Genomic DNA, 18,745 nt, shown 5'->3' on the forward strand with positions numbered 1-18,745 from the left:
GGGTTACATTCGAATCAGCGCGTGGCTCGACGGCGCCGTGTGCTGTCCCCGGAAGTTCATTTCCCTGACAGGTCAACTAGGAGGCCAGGATGAGCGAACACAGCGGACATCTGCCGGTCGACGGAGACCGCAAAGCCCTCCGGATCTCCGGGTGGTTGACGGGAGTGTATTTCGTTATCGAGTTGGTCATCGGGCTGTGGTCCGGGTCGGTTGCGGTGGTCTCCGATGCCTTCCACACGTTCTCGGCTGTCGGCGGGGTGCTGATCGCGCTGGTCGCCCAGCGTCTGAGCCAACGCCCCGCCACTGCGAAGGAGACCTTCGGGTGGGCCCGCGCCGAGATCATCGGGGCGCTGTTCAACGGACTCTTCCTCGCCCTGATGGCCGCCTACGTGTTCTACATGGGAGCCATGCGGCTGGCCGATCCGATCGAGCTGCCCACCACGGTGATGCTCTGGGTGGCAGCCGGCGGCATTGTCACCGAGCTCATCGCGTTCTGGCTGCTCTACCAGCGTCAGAAGACGAACCTGAACATCAAGGGCGCGTTCTGGCACATCCTGCAGACCTTCGTCGGCAGCCTCATCATCATCATCTCCGCTGTGGTCATCCGCCTGACCGGTTTCCTCGCGATCGACCCGCTGCTGGGCATGGTCTTCGGCGTGGTGCTGCTGTGGGCGTCGTGGACCATCATCCGGTCGGCCTTAAGAATCCTGCTCCAGGGCACCCCCGAACACCTCGACCTGCCGGCGGCGATCGCAGCCCTGGAGGAGATCGACGGAGTGGAGGACGTCCACCACGTGCACGCCTGGACCATCACCTCAGGGCGCACCGTCTTCTCCGCGCACCTGCACGTGGCCAACCCGGCCCAGCATGAGGCCGTGCTGGAACAGGCGACCGACTTGCTCACCGACCGGTTCGACATCTACTTCTCCACGCTGCAGATCGAGCGCACCTGCCCGGCCCAGGCCGCCACGAGCATCGACATCACCCGACAGTCCGAGCGCGGGACAGACCCGGGCATTTGAAGGTTTGACGAAGATTCGGCCGCAGCGGGCGCTGAGGGCTGTGTGCCGCCAGCACTGGGGGCAGACTGAGTACATGCGGGCTGAACGAACCGACCACCACCCTGGCGGGCGCATCGTCGTCGCCGAGGATGAGAAACCTCTGGCGCAGATGGTGGCGACCTACCTGAGCCGAGACGGCTTCCACGTCGAGCAGGCACACACCGGGGTCCAGGCGCTCGACAGCGTCAGGGCCGAGGAGCCGGACGTGCTCATCCTCGACCTCGGACTGCCCGGTCTCGACGGAATCGAGGTCTGCCGCCGCGTGCGAGCGATGTCGGAGTGCTACGTGCTGATCCTGACAGCCCGCGGTGGTGAGAACGACAAACTCCTGGGCCTTGCCGCCGGTGCTGATGACTACATCACCAAGCCCTTCAGCGTCCGGGAACTGGTCGCCCGGGTCCATGCCGTGCTCAGGCGTCCCCGCACTGGAAACCCACCCCAGGACTCCGTCCGCGTCGTCGGCGACCTCACCATCGACCTCGCCGGCCACGAGGTCCGCCGCGACGATGCGGTGCTTCCCCTGACGCGCACCGAGTTCGACCTGCTGGTCGCCTTGTCTGCAGCACCCCACCGCGCGCTCTCCCGCCGGCAGCTCATCGACGCCGTCTGGGACACATCCTGGGTCGGCGATGAACGGATCGTCGACGTCCACATCGGCCACCTGCGGCGCAAGCTCGGTGAAGAGCCCGACGGTGGCGGCCTCATCGAGACCGTCCGCGGCGTCGGCTATCGCATGGTGCTCCGATGAGGCTGCGCAACTCCGGCCTGGCCACCCGCCTGTTCGCCACGCAGCTGATCGTGGTGGCGGCAAGCCTGCTCGGAGCGGTGGCAGTCGCCACCCTGGCCGGGCCCCCGCTGTTCCACGAACACCTGGAAATGGCCGGCATCCCGGGGGGATCCTCGGAACTGTTCCATGTCGAGCAGGCCTACCGCGACGCGAACCTGATCACCCTGGCGGTGGCATTGGGCACCGGTCTGGCCTGCGCGCTCCTGGCCAGCTTCCTGCTCTCCCGCACGATCCGCACCCCGCTGGAACAGCTCACCGCTGGGGCAGCCGAAGTCGCCCGCGGCAGCTACAATGTGCGCGTCCCGGTGGTCGGCGCCGGCGTCGAACTCGACTCCCTGGCCCGAGCGTTCAACACGATGGCCGACCAGCTGACCCGCACCGAGGAGACGCGGCAACGCATCCTGTCCGACCTCGCCCACGAGATGAGCACACCGGTCTCGGTCATCTCCGTCTACCTCGAGGGGCTGCAGGACCAGGTCGTCGAGTGGAACCCCACCACCCACGCCGTGATGGCCGAACAGCTGGCACGCCTGACACGCCTTGTCGAAGACATCGACGATGTCTCCCGCGCTGAGGAAGGCCGCATCGACCTCGAGCCCGCCCCCGTACCCATCGCCGACCTGCTCGACAGCACTGCTGCCGCAGTCCAGGAGAGCTACACAGCCAAGGGCGTGACCCTCACCACCACAGCCGACCTCGATGCCGACATTGTGATCGCCGACCGGCAACGGCTGGCACAAGTCCTCGACAACCTCCTGTCGAACGCCCTGCGCCACACCCCACCCGGGGGAACCGTCTCCCTCACCGCCACCAACACCCGCGACACCGTGCTCATCAGCGTCACCGACACCGGCGACGGCATGACCGCCGACCAGCTCATCCACATCTTCGAACGCTTCTACCGCGGTGACACCGCCCGCGATCGCGACCACGGCGGCTCCGGCATCGGCCTGACGATCTCCCACGCCCTCATCGCAGCCCACAGCGGTACCCTCACCGCCTCCTCCGCCGGCCCCGGACACGGCTCCGAGTTCACCATCGAACTGCCCCGCACCCCCGGAAAGGCCCGCCCCGCGTGAGCATGAACACCTTTACTCATATACCCCTACAGGGTATAGTCGGAGGCGCGCGAAACCCGCGCGGCCTCACCGAGCCCGCAAGTCAGGAGCACACATGACCGCATCCTCCCGCCAGTTACCACTCGCATCGCCAGGCTGCGCCTGCTGCGCACCAGCCGACACCGCCACTACAAACGCAACTGGCAGCAGTGCCGGGCCGGCCTCCACGCTCACACTCGCTGTAGAAAGGCTGACCTGCCAGGGCTGCGCCTCGCGCGTGACCAAGGCCATACACGCGGTGGACCGCAACGTCCAGGTGGACGTCACGCTGGTAGCCCACGGCCGGTCCACCGTCACGGTGACCAGCAGCGCACCGGTGGACACGGCGGCGCTGCAATCAGCGCTTGCCGCGGCCGGATACCCCGGAACAGAAGCCTGATCGGCTACCCATCCCCTGACTGTGAAGGACAACGATGAGCAATCCGGAGCACCACCACCAGCCCGAACCGGCAGATCACACCCACGCCCATCACCACCACGACCACCTCGACGCAGACAGCCACGGACAGGCGATACCGCAGGGCCACGGCCACTCCGCCCTTGACGAAGCCCCGGCACCCGCCCACGACAGTCACGCCGGACACGACCATGACGCGCACGCAGGCCACGGGGAGCACGCCGGGCACAGTGTCGCGATGTTCCGCAACCGCTTCTGGGTCAGCCTGATCCTGTCGGTGCCGGTCGTCATCTTCAGCCACATGGTCGCCGACCTGCTCGGCTACCAAGTGCCCGAGTTCTTCGGCTCGGCCTGGATCGCCCCGGTGCTGGGCACCGTCATCTACGTCTACGGCGGCATGCCCTTCCTCAAGGGCGGGCTCAATGAGCTGAAATCACGGCAGCCGGGGATGATGCTGCTGATCGCGATGGCCATCACCGTGGCCTTCGTCGCCTCCTGGATCACGAGTCTGGGCATCGGCGACTTCATGCTCGACTTCTGGTGGGAGCTGGCGCTGCTGGTCACCATCATGCTGCTGGGGCACTGGCTGGAGATGCGCGCCCTCGGTGCGGCATCCGGTGCCCTCGACGCGCTGGCCGAGCTGTTGCCCGACGAGGCGGAGAAGGTCACCGAGTCCGGGACCATCACCGTCCCGATCGCCGAACTGCAGACGGGTGACACGGTGCTGGTTCGGTCCGGGGCCCGGGTCCCGGCTGACGGCCGCATCATCGACGGGCACGCCGAGTTCGACGAGTCCATGATCACCGGTGAGTCCAAACCCGTCCTGCGTGAACTCGGTGACAAGATCGTGGCCGGCACCGTCGCCACGGACAACGCGGTGCGTCTAACCGTGGAAGCCACCGGCGGCGAGACTGCCCTGGCCGGCATTCAGCGGATGGTCGCCGACGCGCAGGCATCGTCGTCGCGGGCGCAGGCGCTGGCTGATCGTGCCGCAGCGCTGCTGTTCTGGTTCGCGCTGGGGGCCGGCATCATCACTGCGCTCATCTGGACGCTGCTGGGCGCGCCCGACCAGGCAGTCATCCGCACCGTCACCGTGCTGATCATCGCCTGCCCGCACGCACTCGGACTGGCGATCCCGCTGGTGATCTCTATCTCGACTGAGAAGGCCGCCCGGTCGGGCCTGCTCATCAAGGACCGGCTCGCGCTGGAGCGGATGCGCTCGATCGATATCGTGCTCTTCGACAAGACGGGCACTCTCACGCAGGGCGCGCACGCCGTCACCGGGACCGCGCATGTGTCAGGAATCAGTGAAAGCCGCGTGTTGGCGCTGGCCGCCGCCACCGAAGCCAACAGCGAACACCCGGTGGCACGGGCGATCACCGCAGCGGCAGCCGAACACCCGGAAGCGGCCTCGACTCGTCTGCAGGCCAGTGAGTTCACCGCAGCCGCCGGGCGCGGGGTCCGCGCCATCGTCGACGGTTCCGAGATCACCGTGGGCGGGCCCAACATGCTGCGCGACTACGGGCTGGAATCCCCGACCGAGATCGCCGCCGACGTCGCGGAATGGACCCAGCGCGGCGCCAGCGTCCTGCACATCGTGCAGGACCGGACCATTATCGGCGCGGTCGCCCTGGAGGACCAGGTGCGGTCGGAATCCCGGGCCGCAGTCCACGCCCTGCAGGAACGCGGTGTGAAGGTCGCGCTCATCACCGGCGACGCCCAGCAGGTCGCCGACGCCGTCGGGCGCGACCTCGGCATCGACGAGGTCTTCGCCGAAGTGCTCCCGCAGGACAAGGACTCCGCCGTCACCGACCTGCAGAACAGGGGACTGTCGGTAGCAATGGTCGGCGACGGCGTCAACGACGCCCCCGCCCTTGCCCGGGCAGACGTCGGCATCGCGATCGGGGCCGGCACCGACGTGGCGATGGAATCGGCCGGCGTCGTACTGGCCAGCGACGATCCGCGAGCAGTGCTGTCGATGATCGACCTATCCCGGGCCAGCTACCGCAAGATGATCCAGAACCTGGCATGGGCGACCGGCTACAACGTCCTCGCCGTCCCGCTGGCCGCCGGAGTCCTGGCCCCCATCGGGTTCGTGCTCTCCCCGGCCGTCGGCGCGATCCTGATGTCCCTGTCGACCATTATCGTCGCGCTCAACGCCCAGCTGCTGCGCCGCACCGAACTCGACCCAGCCCGGCTGGCACCGACCCCCACCGAGACGTCCCGACCGGAAACCGTCCACCAAGGAAAGGTCGCATCATGAAGCGCACCCCACTGGCAGTTGCGGCAGCCGTTGCCGGGACGCTGTTCCTCTCGGCATGCGCCGGGAACGCCGACCCCGGCAGCACCGGGGAAGATCCTGCCCCTGCGACCTCGGTCGCCACCGACACCGCGGGCTCCGGTGAGGCGATCTCCGAGGAGCACAACGACGCTGACGTGATGTTCGCGCAGATGATGATCCCGCACCATCAGCAGGCCGTCGAGATGAGCGAGACACTGCTGGCCAAGGATGACATCCCGCAGAACGTCGCCGACTTCGCCCAAGGCGTGATCGACGCGCAGGGGCCCGAGATCGACCGGATGAACGCCATGCTCGAAGCCTGGGGCCAGCAACCCATGAACATGGACGACATGGACGGCACGGGTGGCATGGGCGGTCACGGCGGCATGAGCGGGATGATGAGCGAAGACGACATGCAACAGCTCGAAGACGCCACCGGCACGGAGGCCGCGAAGCTGTACCTGGAACAGATGACCAGACACCACGAGGGTGCCGTCGACATGGCCGAGCAGCAGGTCGCCGACGGGCAGAACCCGCAGGCCGTCGCCCTGGCCGAGCAGGTCATCGAAGACCAGGAAGCAGAGATCCAGGAGATGAAGACGATGCTCGAAAACCTCTGAACTTTTTTCTCCGGAAGGGGAACCGGGCATCGGACCGGACTGCGGTTCATGAAGATTCTGCGAAGATCGGCTTCTGGCGGCTTCGCTTTGGTCGGCGGGTCACCTAGCGTCGATGGTAGCCGGGTGCTTCCTAGCACCGCCTCGGAGAAGAAGGAGCGCAGCGATGACTCACATCACTTCAATGATCGAGACCCACCCCAACGACACCACCGGTCTGGACGTGCAGAAACTCGCCGATTGCATCGCCGCCTGTTTCGAGTGCGCCCAGACCTGCACGGCCTGCGCCGATGCCTGCCTGGCCGAAGACATGGTCGCCGATCTGCGCAACTGCATCCGTCTCAACCTTGACTGCGCGGACCTCTGCGCGGCCACCGGCAGCATTCTCAGCCGCCGCACCGGGCAGAACCTGGCCACGGTCAAAGCCGCACTCGAGGCATGCCGGGCAGCGTGCGCAGAATGCGCCGCCGAATGCGAGAAGCACGCGGACATGCACGAGCACTGCCGCGTCTGCGCCGAGGCCTGCCGCCGATGCGAACAGGCCTGCGCCGACCTCCTGGCCGCGATCGGCTGACCCCTACTACCCGGCCTGGTCGATCCGACAACGATCGACCAGGCCGCCGTTCTGCCCACCGACAGGGACCCTTTGCAATTGACCCCAGCTCTGTGGCTGAGTGGCTCAAGTCCGACCGGAGGGGTTGTGAGGGGCGACCGTCAAACAGACGCATGCTCCACCTTTCACTGTTCTCGCTAAGCACGCAGTTGGTCGGACATCCCTCAGTTGCACCGCGGCGCAACGCTCCCTCAAAGCTCAGGCATCCAGGGTCCATCCCGCGATCAAGCCTGCCGACAAGAACCCACCGCACCGGTCGTCAACGCAAGTTCGAAGCTAGACACATCTGCCAGCCGAACACCACCGTGCCGGACACTTCTGCACAACGGGTATACTCCCCATCGTATGAGCGCCCACTCAGGCCGCAGATGCTGTACGAATGGACTATGGACAATCCCCGTGGCACCACCGCCGGCCAGCCCATCCGCGCCCTCACCGTCGCTCAGGCGCTGGCGGCGTGTGAGACGATCGGCCGCGACCTCAACGCCATCGTCGAGACCCTCCCGGTCGACCCGCGCGCTGCCGGCATGCCGATCGCGGTCAAGGACGTCATCGACATCGCCGGCTCCCTCACCACGATGGGCTCCCACGTCCGGCCCGAGGAGCCGGCCGCTGCCTCGGCGGCGGTCATCGAACTGTGCGAGCGCCTCGGCATGGTGCCGGTGGCCAAGACGACCTGCCAGGAGCACTCCTACGGCATCATGGGCGAGGAGAGCACGCACGGCCGCGGCGTCAACCCGATCTGGCCCGGCTATACCACCGGGGGCTCCAGCTACGGCTCCGCGCTCGCCGTCGCCGCCGGCATCGTGCCCGCCGCCCTCGGCACGGACACAGCCGGATCTGTGCGCGTGCCAGCCGCGTGTGCGGGGATCGTCGGCTTCAAGCCGACGCTCGGCCGGCTCCCGACCGCAGGTGTCGCCCCGCTGTCAGGCAGTTTCGACACCGTCGGCCTCTTCACCCGCACCCCAGCTGAGCTTGCCGCCCTGTGGCCCCGGTTCGCCGCAGCCTGCCCCGGCCCGGTTCCCGGACAGGCCACGGTGCCCGCCCCCGAGGTGGGGGACCAGCCGCTGGCGGACCTCGCCTCCGCTGAGGGGCGCCGCGTGCTGCGGATCGGCGTCTTCGCCGCCGACGACCTGGGTGCCGGGGCGCACCCCGGCGGCGGCCTCGCCCATGACCGCGCGTGGTCCGAGGCCCGCGTGCGGCCGTGGCTTCAGCAGCGCTGCGCGGCCGCAGCCGCCGAGGGGTGGCAGATCGAGCTCGTCGACCTCACCGGCGTCTTCGACCTCCCGGCGACCGCGCAGAGCTACTCGACCGTGCGCGCCCGGGAGAGCTGGCTCATCCACCGCCCGGCATGGGAGGCTGGCCGCCGGGACTTTCAGCCGCAGGTGCGGGCGAACATCGAACACGATCAGACGGTCAGCGCTGCTGACTATGAGCGCGCGGTGGCCGGCTGTGCGGAACTGCGTGCCGCCGCAGCCGAGGTGTTCGCCCGGGTCGATGTCGTCCTCACCCCGACGATGGGCTGCCAGCCGGTGCCGTGGGAGGCTGCCGACCAGGGTGTGCGCTGGGCGTTCCGGGCTTATTCGCAGCTGTTCAACGTGCTCGGCTGGCCGGCGGTGAGCGTGCCCATCGATGCGCTGCCACGGCTGCTGCCCGGTGCTGACGGGCAGGCGACGGCGCAGTTCCCAGCCAGTGTGCAGATCGCCGCAGCCCCGTGGCAGGACAGCGCGCTCGTCGACATCGTCGCCCAGATCGTCACCGCCGGCACAGATGAGGCGCGAGGCGATCGGGCGAGCGGGGATCATGCGAGTGCCGCTGGAACACTCGGCGACGGAGCGAATGGTGATGGAGCGAGGGGCGGACAAGGCGCTGCGGATGCGGGAGCCGGGAAGGGCCCGGTCGAGCAGGTGGTGCTCGTCGCCGATGACGGTGCCGCACTCGGCACCGCAGACAAAGCCACCGTGCACACCGCTGACACGCCGCTGCACCAGGCGTTCTCCTGCTTCGTCTTCGACACAGCAGGCCGGATGCTGCTCACCCGCCGCGCCCTGAGCAAGAAGACCTGGCCGGGCGTGTGGACCAACGCCTTATGCGGACACCCGGGGCCCGGCGAACCGCTCGCCGCCGCCGTGCACCGGCGTGCCGCCGAGGAGCTCGGCTGCCGGCTGCGCGACCTCACCACAGTGCTGCCGGCCTACCGCTACCGAGCGACCGACGCCTCGGGCGTGGTGGAGAACGAGATCTGCCCGGTCTTCACCGCCGTGCTCACCGGCGACCTCGACCCGGCCGCTGACGAAGTCGCCGAATACGATTGGGTCGAACCCGAGGATCTCGACGCCGCTGTGGCCGGGGTGCCGTTCATTTTCAGCCCGTGGATGCAGGAGGAATGGCGGCTGCTGCGCGCCGCCACCGGCGCACAGCAGGCGTAAGCGCACTCACTGGCGAGGCTGTGTGCGGGCCGGCAGGCCGAGCAGGCGGGCGCCGTTGTCCCACAGCACTGCGCGCAGCCACTCGTCCCCCAGGCCCAGCCGCACGAGAGCCTCAAGCTGATGGGCATACGGGTATGGGATGTTCGGGAAGTCCGAGCCGAGCACAATCCGCTCACGCAGCTCCGCCAGCCGGCCGACGTAGCGGTCGTCGAAGGGGGCGAGCCGGTTGGTGAAGTCGGTGGCGAACATCGTCGTGTCGAGATGGACGTTGTCGAATTCCTCTGCCAGATCGGCGAACTCGTGGTACTCCGGCATTCCCATATGCGCGATGACCGCCGTGAGCTGCGGGAACTTCCGCAGCACCTGCCGCATATGCTCCGGGCCGGTATAGGTGCCCGGCCGCGGACCGGAGCCCACGTGGATGACGACCGGCACCCTGGCTGCGGCCAGCACCTCCCAGGCTGGGTCCAGCAGCGCGGAGTCCGGGGCGTAGTCTCCGACCTGCACATGCATCTTGAACAGCCTGGCCCCAGCATCGAGGGCGGCCTGGACGTAGTCGCCGACGCCGGGCTCCGGATAGAGGGTGCCGCAGTGGATGACATCGTCGTGAGCAGCCGCGAAGTCCGTGTTCCAGCCATTGAGCCAGGCGGCCATGCCCGGCTTATGCGGGTAGGTCAGGGCCGGGATCGCCGGGATCCCGAAGCTGCGTGCGATCGAGAGCCGGGTGGCGGTGTCGAAGCGGTAGGTGATCGGCCAGTCCTGGCCGTATACCTCACCGGCGTTGTCGAAGACCGCCCACACCTTCTCAAGCATCCGCTCAGGCAGGAAGTGGATGTGGATGTCAGCCAGACCGGGCAGGCCGAGGCCGGCGACGAAGGCTGGGATCTCGGCATCAGCGCGCGGGGCGGGGGCACTCGTCATGATCTCGACGCTAGCAGGTCGGAAGTCACAGCCTGACCTCTCGACGCCGGCGGGAACGCCCGTTAGAGTCTTGAACAGACGTTCGATCGCTAAATTTCCGCGAATGCAGGACAGTCGAGCGCAGCAAAGGAGAACCCATGACCGTCAATCGCAGCATCCGCCTGGCCCGCCGCCCGCACGGCGAGCCCGTCGCAGACGACTTCCAATTCGACGAGGGCGAGGTCCCGACCCCCGGTGAGGGGCAGGCGCTCGTGCGCACCCGCTACCTCTCACTCGACCCGTACATGCGCGGGCGGATGTCTGATGCCAAGTCCTACGCCACCCCGCTGGAGATCGGCGACGTCATCATCGGCGGCACCGTCGGCGAGGTCGTCGAATCCAATGATCCGAAACTCAAGGTCGGCGACCTCGTGCAGAACTACGGCGGCTGGCAGGAGTACAGCCTCGCAACCGGCAAGGATGCCTTCGCCGTCGACGAGTCCGTCGCCCCAGCCAGTGCCTACCTCGGCATCCTCGGCATGACCGGTTTCACCGCATACTCCGGCCTGCTGGCCATCGGCAAGCCCAAGGAGGGTGAGACCGTCGCCGTCGCCGCAGCCACCGGCCCGGTCGGCTCGGCGGTCGGCCAGATCGCCAAGATCAAGGGCTGCCGCACCGTCGGCATCGCCGGCGGGCCGCAGAAGGTCGAGTATCTCAAGGAGCTCGGCTTCGACGTGGCACTCGATCACAAGGAGCCGGATCTGCGCGGCCGGCTGAAGGAAGCAGTCCCCGAGGGCATCGACGTGTACTTCGAAAACGTCGGCGGGCATGTGTGGGATGCCGTGCTGCCGCGGCTGAATACCTACGCCCGTGTGCCGGTGTGCGGCCTCGTCGCCAACTACAACCGCACCGAAGCCCCCGAGGGACCGGACCGTTCGGCCGCGCTCATGGCCAATGTGCTCATGAAGAGCCTGACGCTGCGCGGCTTCATCCAGATGGAGTTCGTGCGTGACATGTACCGCGACTTCCTGGAAGAGATGGGCCAGTGGGTCTCCGAAGGCAGGATCAGCTACCGCGAAGACGTCACCGAGGGCCTGGAGAACGCCCCGGAGACCTTCATCGGAATGCTCAACGGCAAGAACTTCGGCAAGACCATCATCAAGGTCGCCGACTGAACCAGCTGCATCCCAGCTGCACGGGACTGCCCGGGGTCAACCGCGGAACGCGGCGAAGACCTCGGGCAGCTTCTCCGCCGGCACTCCGGCACGCAGCGCGAGGATGAGCAGCAGCCGAGCCCGGTCGGCGTCCAGCGTCCCGGCAGGGATGAGGCCGCGGGAGAGCAGGTCGATCTCGGCTCCCGGGTAGCCGTAGGTGCGCTCGAGCACCGCCCCGGCTCCGGTGCGGCTGGCCAGCACCACGGGCATCTGCCCGGCCAGCTGTGCGACTGCCTCGACGGCACGGGTGGAGACGTGCCCGCCGCCGACCCCTGCGATGACCGCACCGGCATATCCGGCCGCCGGCAGCCCCGCGAGGTAGGCGAGGTCGTCGTCGAAGCCGACGCTGACCAGCGCAACCCGCGGGGCGTGCGGGAGGTGCGGACCGGTGCCTTCCGGACCGGTACCTTCCAGCCCGGAACCCTCCGGCTGATAACCCTGCGTTTCGGGCGTCTCCCGGTCCGTATCGGTGCCGCCTGCCCCGGGCACGGTGAGCGTGCCGGGCAGGGTGGCGGGCATCTGCTGGAGGACGACGCGGTCCTCGCTCACCCAGCCCAGCGGACCGGCCGACGGTGAGGCGAAGGCTGCGACCGAGGTGGTGTGCGTCTTCGTGACGGTCAGCGGGCTGTGGATCTCATCGGCGAAGACGAGCAGGCTCGGCAGACCGGTCAGCCGCGGGTCGAGAGCGGTCAGCGCTGCGGCCCGGACGTTGGCCGGGCCGTCGGCGCCGGGCAGGGTTGGGTTGCGCATCGCACCGGTGGCGATGATCGGCAGGCCGGAGTCGTTGATGAGGGCGAGGACGAACGCGGAGTCGGCCAGCGTGTCGGTGCCCTGGGTGAGGACGACCCCGCGGGCTCCCTCGGCGCGGGCCTGCCTGGCGGAGGCGACGACCGCATCGAGCATGCCCAGCGTGATGCTGCCTGAGCCGACCTGCGCGACCTGATCGAAGGTCACCTCCGGTGCCCCGCCGGGCAGCGTATCGAGCCCGGCGGCAGCGGCGATCTCGCTTGCGCTCACCGATGGGCTGACCCCTGCCGAGGCATCAGCACCGGAGTTCGTTGCGGCGATCGTGCCGCCGAGGGCGATGACATGCAGACGGGACATGGGACTCCTGGGAAAGAGGGCGGTCAGCGGTTCTTCGGGCGCGCGTAGAGCTGCTTGCGCACGGTCGCGACCACCGTGCCGGAGGCGTCGACGATGTCGTTCTCGAACCACATGAGCGACTTGCCACCAGCGTCGGCTTCGGCGCGCATCGCCTCGACGGCGGCGTCGTCGAGGCGGATCTCGGTGGTGACGGTGCCGCGGCCGGGGCTCTTGAAGTCGATCTCGCCGGCCTTGTCCCACACGATGTAGTCCGGGCCGAGGCGGCGGAGCATGAGGATCATCCAGAACGGGTCGCTCATGGCGAACAGCGTCCCGCCGAAGTGCGTGCCGACGTAGTTCATGTTGAGCTTGCCCTGATGCAGCTCGACGCGGGCCGATGACCAGTCCGGGGCGATGTGCCGCACCCGCACACCGGCGGCCCGGAACACCGGCCACACGTTCATCGCCGCAGCGAGCGTCTTGGGGTTCTCCTTCGCCTCCCGCGCGAGATGCTGGGTGCGGGACCGGGCGGAGCGAAATGCCTGCTGGGCGCGACGCACAAGAACCATGCGGCTCAGTATACGGGCGTCCAGCCAGGGGTTTCAGCCGTCTCAGCGGACACCCCGCCTGCGGCTCAGACGCCCGTGGCGGAGGCGATCATGAGCATCGTGACGCAGAAGCCGACGACGTAGTTCAGCCACAGGAACACCCGCCAGCCGGCGCGGGCTCGCTCGACGCTCTCCTCGGTCAGCCCGGCGAACCGAACGGTGTTGAGCGCATACGGCACCGCGAGCATCGCGGCGATGCGCACGAAAAAGGAGTCGGCGTACAGCAGCAGAACGCCGGCGATGAGATAGGCTGCGCCCGCCAGCCAGACGGTGGGCCGGGCCCCGATGACGGTGGCAATGGACTGCAGTCCGCCGGCCCGGTCGGGCCCGATGTCCTGCACGGCGCCGAAGGCCTGGCTGGCGACACCCCAGATGAAGAACGCCGCACAGATGAGCACCGTGTCCCGGGTCAGGGGCGCGCCGGTCAGCGCCAAACCGTACCAAGCAGGGGAGGAGAAGTGCGTCGAGGAGGTCACCGCGTCGAGGAACGGGATCTCTTTGAACCGCAGCCCGCGCGCACTGTAGGCGACCACGGCGAACATGCTGATGGCCAGCACGAAGTTCGCCCGCCAGTCGCCGAGGATCACGAGCGCTGCCAGAAACGGCAGGCAGGACACGGCCGCGGCAGCGAGGATCGTGCGGTGGTGCCTGGGCGCGGTGACGTGGCCTTCGATGCCGCCCTTGCGCGGGTTGCGGATATCGGATGAGTAGTCGAAGACGTCGTTGATCCCGTACATCGCCAGGTTGTACGGGATGAGGAAGAACAGGCAGCCGATCAGGAACGCTGCGTCGACACCGCCGCCGGTGAGCAGGTAGGCCGCCCCGAACGGGAAGGCGGTGTTGACCCAGGAGACCGGGCGCGAGGTGCGGGTCAGCAGACTGAGTGTGCTCACGGCCTGCCCCGCCTGTCCGCATCATCGGATCGGTGCGGTCTGTCAGCATCACTGGGCCTGCGCGGTCCGTCGGCATCATCGGGCCGGTGCGGTGTCCGGCGGTGGCCGAGCAGCAGCCACAGGCTCGGCAGTGCGGCAACGGCGACGATCGTATACGCCAGGTCCTCGATCGGCATGAGCCCGATGCTGAGGCCCAGATGGTTGTCGTAGGTGAACAGGCCGGCGGCGATCATGAGGTTGTCGAAGATGATCGTCAGCCCGATGAGCAGCGCTGCGGTGATCGCCAGCGCCCGCTGGTGGATGCGGGACCGGGAGGCGGTCATCGAGTCGTCGGCCGGCGCCGCGGCGGCGGGCCGGTGGGTGGGATCGGTCGGGCTGCCGAGCCGGGCCGAAGAGGGATCGGAGTCACGCAGCCGCAGCAGTGCGGCGAACAGCAGCCCGAGGGCGGGGATGAGGAAGACGAGGTTGATGAGCGTATAGATCACGGCCCCTCACCCCCGGTCATCGACCCCTCGGGTCCGGGGTCATCGGTGCTGCGCAGGTACGTGAGGATGCGCATCGACCCGGTGAAGACGACCATCGTGACCCAGCAGAGGAAGAGGAGGAAGAAGACCTCCTCGACCGGCATCTCGGGGGCGAGCTCGAGACCGGTCATATACGGGCTGTCACCGCGGTGGAACACCCCGAAGGCGATCCCGGCGGCATCCCAGAGGAGGAACACCGCCAGTCCCGCACCGTGGACGATCGCAGCCCGCTTCCAGTCGGCGAACCAGAACAGCCGGTGGCGCCAGTCGAGCAGCGCCATCCCGGCGATCGAGAACAGCAGGCAGCCGAGGTAGACGACGCTCACCGGCCCACCGCCTCGTCAACGGGCAGGGGGCCGGCCTCGTCGACAGGCAGGGGGCCGGCCTCGTCGACAGGCAGGGGGCCGGGGGTGCGGTCGCCACGGAAGGCCTTGAGGACGTTCTCGGCGCTGATGACGCACATCGGCAGCCCGACCCCCGGTGCCGTGAACGCCCCAGCGTAGAAGAGGTTCGCGACCTTGGCCGAGCGCACGCGCCCGCGCAGGAAGATCGACTGCATGAGCGTGTTCGCAGGCCCGAGTGCGGTGCCGGACCAGGCATGGAAGTCACGGGCGTAGTCAGCCGGGGCGATGACGCGGCGCACCCGCAGCCGGTCGGCCAAGTCCGGGTGGCCGGTCCACTGCGCGATCTGTTCGATGGCCGCCTCGGCGCAATCCTGCACGTCCGGGCTGTGAGCGCTAAGCGAAGCGTCGGCGGGCCAGGGAACGAGGACGAAGAGGTTCTCGCAGCCTGCCGGGGCGAGTGTCGGGTCGGTGCGTGAGGGTGCGCAGACGTAGATCGAAGCCGGATCCGGGATCCGGCGCTCGCGGTAGATCGCGTCGAAGTTCTTCCCCCAGTCGGAGGTGAAGAGCAGGTTGTGATGCGCCAGCCCGTCGAGCCGGCCCTCGACGCCGAGCAGCAGGACGAGGGCCCCCATTCCCGGGTCGGCGCGGCGCCAGCTGGAAGCTGGGCGGGCCTGGAGCTTCCGGGGCAGCAGCCGGGTCTCCAGATGGTGCAGATCGCAGGCGGCGACGACGGCATCGGCGGCGAAGGCCTCAAGCCCGTGCCGGGTGCGGGCGAGCACCTCGCTCAGCCGTGGCTTTCTGGCCGGCAGGCGGCGGCCGGACTCGTGGGTGAGGGAGACGACCTCGGCTTCGGTGCGGATGGTGGCCCCGAGGCCGCGGGCGCGCGCAGCGATCGCGGTGATGAGCGTGTGCATGCCCCCGGCCGGGTAGCGGACCCCGTCGACGAGGTCGAGGTGGCTCATGAGGTGGTACATCGCCGGGGCGGTCTCCGGACGGGTGCCGAGGAACACGGCTGGGTAGCCGAGGATCTGCCTGGCGACCGGATGGTCCACGGTGCGGTTGATCCGCTCCTGCATCGAGGTGCTCAGCAGCTCCGTGAGCTCGCCGAGCCCGGAGAGCACCTGCGGGTGGATGAACCCGGCTGGGGTGGAGAAGGTGGTGTAGAGGAAGTGGCCGAGCGCCAGCCGGTAGGTCCGCGAGGCGGAGTCGAGGTAGGCGGCTACCCGGCCCCGGCTGCCGGGCTCTAAGCGTTCGAACAGGTCGAGCACCCGTTCGCGTCCGGCTGGCACATCGATGGGAGCCGGCGGTTCGGCAGGGAAGGGCGGATGGTCGTTCGCCGGGCGGGGCTCGGGGAAGATCCGGTAGGCCGGATCGAGGTCGATGAGTTCCAGCGGGTTGTCCGCACCGGTGAGAGCGAAGAGGTGGTCGAACACCTCCGGCATGAGGTACCAGCTCGGGCCGGTGTCGAAGGTGAAGCCGGATTCCCGGTGGATGCCGGCCCTGCCGCCGAGCTGCGCGTTCTTCTCCAGCAGCGTCACCTCGTGGCCCTCGCCGGCCAGCAGCGCGGCCGCTGAAAGTCCGGCGATGCCGCCGCCGATGACGATCGTGCGGGTCACCCCCGATCACCTCCGGAATCCGGGCGCGAGCCGGACGAGGAGTCTTGTGCCGGTGCCGTCGTCGTCCGACGGGTGAGCACCCGGGCGGCAATGGCGAGCTTGCGCGGATTGCTCACCCGGGCACGCTGCGTGCGGATCTGCTCGGCTGGAGTGCGGGCCAGCTTCCGGTTGAGCTCGCTGAAGAGCGCATGGGCAATCCGCACTGCCGGGCGCACGCGTGCCGGAAGCAGGCCGATCGTACCTGCCGCTGCGCGCAGATCCGCCTCGATCTCAGCGACATAGTCGTCCCGGGCCGCATCGTCGAGCCCTCCGGGTGCTGCGGTGGGCAGATAGCTGCGGCCCAATGCGGTGTCTTCGGCCAGATCGCGCAGGAAGTTCACCTTCTGGAACGCCGCCCCCAGCGCCATCGCCCCGGCGCGCAAGCGTGCGGCCGAGGCCTCAGGTGGCTCACCATGGAAGAACGCCTGCACACACATGAGCCCGATGACCTCAGCCGAACCGTGGATGTAGGCCGCCGCTGACTCGGGTGTGTGCACCTGCGGGGTGATATCAGCCCGCATCGAGGCGAAGAACGGCTCCCACATCTGCGGTCCGATGCCGACCCCGCGGGCGGTAGCGGCATAAGCGTGGGCGATGACGTCTGCTGAGCAGCCGGTCTCCACAGCCTTCGCGATCCGGTCTTCGAATCCGTTGAGCTCGGCGAGCCGGTGCTGGCTGGTGAGAGCCGACATGCTGCCGTCGACGATCTCATCGGCGACCCGGGCCATCGCATAGATGGAGGTGATGTGCGTGCGCATCACCGGGGGCAGGGTGCGCACTGCCAACGAGAAGGACGTCGAATACCGGGCGAGCACCTCGGCCGCGGCGGCCTGGCAGGTGCGCGTGTACTCCTGCGCAGAGGAGGCTGGGTGCGTGCGGCTGACGGCGGCCTGGGTGCAGATTTTGCGGCTCATGCAGGATCCCCTCAGTTCCGGCCGGTGCGGCGGGTGGCGGTCAGCGCTGCATGCTTGTGCTGCCAGATGAGCAGGCCCTCGCAGACGAGGAGCAGGACGCCGAGGGCGATGCCGGCCCAGACCGGGCCCACGATGATGAGCCCGACGACAGCGGCGAGGTAGACGACTGCGCGCACGGCGACGACCGAGGCGCGCGATGCGAGGAATCCCTTCGGGGAGGCGACCAGCGCCCACGCGATGATGACGACGACGAGCGCGCCGATGCCGGCCAGCCAGCCCAGCGCGCCGCCGCCGACGAGCATAAAGGCGACATAGGCGATCGCCAGCCAGGCCAGCGTCTCGAGGAAGAACAGCGTCGCCTCGGCGAGCTTCACCAGTGTCGACATCGCTGGGTTCCTTACTTCAGCAGGGGCGGGGCATCCGGTTCCACGATACCGCCTCGGCCGTCACCGGCCCGGCAGGCCGGCTGCGTGGGCGCAGACCGAGCTGGGTGCAAGCTCAGTGCCGGGATCACGGTCGTGAGTAGCCGGGATCGCGGTCGTGAGTAGACTGAACGGTGCCCGTCTGACCGGCAAACCGAAAGGACGCCTCATGACCCGTCGGATCCTGACCGCGACTGCGGTCGTATGCGCTGCGGCGCTGGCGCTGTCCGGCTGTTCGCAGGACGACGCTGAGCCCAAGCAGGGCCCGGCAACGCAGACCGCTGCCGACCCGCGCGGTACGGAGGGTCCGCCGAACTCCGGTGAGGAGGACGACCTGGCGAACTTCAAGCCGGCGCTGAGCTGGGAGGACGCGCAGAAGCAGGCGCAGGAGGACTTCGACGGGGACTTCCGGGCCATCCAGATCGCACTCGCCGAGGGTGGGGAGATCCGCTACGACGTTGAGATGGCCTCCGATGAGCAGACATACACAGCTGCCTACGACGCCAAGAGCGGGGATGTCATCTCCACTGACAAGGAGAAGCGCGAGAGCAAGGGCCAGGTGCTCTCCCTCGATGACTACGTCGGCCTTGATGAGGCGAAGTCCTCGGCTCTCGATGTGCTGCCGGGCCGGTTGACGAAGATCCGCCTTGACGTCGGCAGCGACGGCACGGCCGTCTACACGATCGGCGTCGCACCTGAGCAGGACGGCGAGACCTTCGAGGTTGTCGTCGACGCCGAATCCGGCAAGGCCCACCGCTCCGACGACTGAGAGGCAAGGCCCACCGCTCCAACGACTGAGAGGCAAGGCCCACCGCTCCGACGACTGAGAGGCAAGGCCCACCGCTCCGACGACGAAGGGGCTGCCCCGACGACTGACGGGCCGGC

19 protein-coding genes are annotated in these 18,745 nt (G+C 68.4%); 10 read left to right on the forward strand and 9 right to left on the reverse strand.

Annotation, left to right across the window (positions count from 1 at the left end; translation table 11 throughout):
* Positions 1-89: 89 nt before the first annotated feature.
* From M3B11_RS10845 to idi, 8 genes are all read left to right on the forward strand, one after another.
* On the forward strand, positions 90-1,022 hold the full coding sequence (locus M3B11_RS10845; RefSeq protein ID WP_259877460.1) for a cation diffusion facilitator family transporter: 933 nt from the start codon (positions 90-92) through the stop codon (positions 1,020-1,022).
* A gap of 73 nt (positions 1,023-1,095) precedes the next feature.
* Positions 1,096-1,809 carry a response regulator transcription factor gene (locus tag M3B11_RS10850; RefSeq protein ID WP_165884388.1) on the forward strand — a complete coding sequence of 238 codons (714 nt, stop codon included), beginning with the start codon at positions 1,096-1,098 and terminating at the stop codon, positions 1,807-1,809.
* Positions 1,806-2,927 carry a cell wall metabolism sensor histidine kinase WalK gene (locus M3B11_RS10855; RefSeq protein ID WP_259877461.1) on the forward strand — a complete coding sequence of 374 codons (1,122 nt, stop codon included), beginning with the start codon at positions 1,806-1,808 and terminating at the stop codon, positions 2,925-2,927. Before M3B11_RS10850 ends, M3B11_RS10855 begins: the two co-directional genes overlap by 4 nt.
* A 94-nt stretch (positions 2,928-3,021) precedes the next feature.
* On the forward strand, positions 3,022-3,345 hold the full coding sequence (locus M3B11_RS10860; RefSeq protein WP_259877462.1) for a heavy-metal-associated domain-containing protein: 324 nt from the start codon (positions 3,022-3,024) through the stop codon (positions 3,343-3,345).
* A gap of 34 nt (positions 3,346-3,379) precedes the next feature.
* Entirely contained in the window at positions 3,380-5,626 is a 2,247-nt protein-coding gene (locus M3B11_RS10865; RefSeq protein WP_396121560.1) for a copper-translocating P-type ATPase, read from the forward strand.
* On the forward strand, positions 5,623-6,264 hold the full coding sequence (locus M3B11_RS10870; RefSeq protein ID WP_165884391.1) for a DUF305 domain-containing protein: 642 nt from the start codon (positions 5,623-5,625) through the stop codon (positions 6,262-6,264). Before M3B11_RS10865 ends, M3B11_RS10870 begins: the two co-directional genes overlap by 4 nt.
* A 163-nt stretch (positions 6,265-6,427) precedes the next feature.
* Positions 6,428-6,835 (forward strand): four-helix bundle copper-binding protein, encoded by a 408-nt coding sequence (locus tag M3B11_RS10875; protein WP_102160850.1) that lies wholly within the window; start codon positions 6,428-6,430, stop codon positions 6,833-6,835.
* Positions 6,836-7,260: 425 nt separating this feature from the next.
* Positions 7,261-9,303 carry an isopentenyl-diphosphate Delta-isomerase gene (gene idi / locus M3B11_RS10880; RefSeq protein ID WP_396121561.1) on the forward strand — a complete coding sequence of 681 codons (2,043 nt, stop codon included), beginning with the start codon at positions 7,261-7,263 and terminating at the stop codon, positions 9,301-9,303.
* A 6-nt stretch (positions 9,304-9,309) separates the two neighbouring features.
* On the opposite strand, the gene M3B11_RS10890 is transcribed toward idi, so the two are convergent.
* The gene (locus tag M3B11_RS10890) at positions 9,310-10,224 is read right to left on the reverse strand and encodes an amidohydrolase family protein (protein ID WP_259877463.1); all 915 of its coding nucleotides are present in this window, start codon (positions 10,222-10,224) and stop codon (positions 9,310-9,312) included.
* Between the two features lie 137 nt (positions 10,225-10,361).
* Between M3B11_RS10890 and M3B11_RS10895 the strand changes: the two genes are divergently transcribed.
* Positions 10,362-11,378 carry an NADP-dependent oxidoreductase gene (locus M3B11_RS10895; RefSeq protein WP_259877464.1) on the forward strand — a complete coding sequence of 339 codons (1,017 nt, stop codon included), beginning with the start codon at positions 10,362-10,364 and terminating at the stop codon, positions 11,376-11,378.
* Positions 11,379-11,414: 36 nt separating this feature from the next.
* Here M3B11_RS10895 and M3B11_RS10900 read toward each other — a convergent pair whose 3' ends face one another.
* From M3B11_RS10900 to M3B11_RS10935, 8 genes are all read right to left on the reverse strand, one after another.
* Positions 11,415-12,521 (reverse strand): asparaginase domain-containing protein, encoded by a 1,107-nt coding sequence (locus M3B11_RS10900; RefSeq protein ID WP_259877465.1) that lies wholly within the window; start codon positions 12,519-12,521, stop codon positions 11,415-11,417.
* 23 nt (positions 12,522-12,544) lie between these two features.
* Entirely contained in the window at positions 12,545-13,069 is a 525-nt protein-coding gene (locus tag M3B11_RS10905) for a DUF4442 domain-containing protein (protein WP_259877466.1), read from the reverse strand.
* 65 nt (positions 13,070-13,134) lie between these two features.
* The gene (locus tag M3B11_RS10910) at positions 13,135-14,001 is read right to left on the reverse strand and encodes a prenyltransferase (protein ID WP_259877467.1); all 867 of its coding nucleotides are present in this window, start codon (positions 13,999-14,001) and stop codon (positions 13,135-13,137) included.
* Complete coding sequence (locus M3B11_RS10915) at positions 13,998-14,486, reverse strand: lycopene cyclase domain-containing protein (protein ID WP_259877468.1); 489 nt, start codon at positions 14,484-14,486, stop codon at positions 13,998-14,000. The genes M3B11_RS10910 and M3B11_RS10915 overlap by 4 nt, the downstream gene beginning before the upstream one ends.
* Positions 14,483-14,851 (reverse strand): lycopene cyclase domain-containing protein, encoded by a 369-nt coding sequence (locus tag M3B11_RS10920; RefSeq protein WP_259877469.1) that lies wholly within the window; start codon positions 14,849-14,851, stop codon positions 14,483-14,485. Before M3B11_RS10920 ends, M3B11_RS10915 begins: the two co-directional genes overlap by 4 nt.
* Complete coding sequence (gene crtI / locus M3B11_RS10925) at positions 14,848-16,485, reverse strand: phytoene desaturase family protein (protein WP_259877470.1); 1,638 nt, start codon at positions 16,483-16,485, stop codon at positions 14,848-14,850. Before crtI ends, M3B11_RS10920 begins: the two co-directional genes overlap by 4 nt.
* Complete coding sequence (locus tag M3B11_RS10930; RefSeq protein ID WP_259877471.1) at positions 16,482-17,438, reverse strand: squalene/phytoene synthase family protein; 957 nt, start codon at positions 17,436-17,438, stop codon at positions 16,482-16,484. The genes crtI and M3B11_RS10930 overlap by 4 nt, the downstream gene beginning before the upstream one ends.
* 11 nt (positions 17,439-17,449) lie before the next feature.
* Positions 17,450-17,824, reverse strand: coding sequence for a DUF2568 domain-containing protein (locus M3B11_RS10935; protein WP_259877472.1), 375 nt, complete (start codon positions 17,822-17,824; stop codon positions 17,450-17,452).
* A 205-nt stretch (positions 17,825-18,029) separates the two neighbouring features.
* Between M3B11_RS10935 and M3B11_RS10940 the strand changes: the two genes are divergently transcribed.
* Complete coding sequence (locus M3B11_RS10940; protein WP_259877473.1) at positions 18,030-18,629, forward strand: PepSY domain-containing protein; 600 nt, start codon at positions 18,030-18,032, stop codon at positions 18,627-18,629.
* Positions 18,630-18,745: the final 116 nt, after the last annotated feature.

The organism is Brevibacterium sp. p3-SID960 (genome assembly GCF_025144725.1).
In the GTDB taxonomy this organism is placed as follows: domain Bacteria; phylum Actinomycetota; class Actinomycetes; order Actinomycetales; family Brevibacteriaceae; genus Brevibacterium.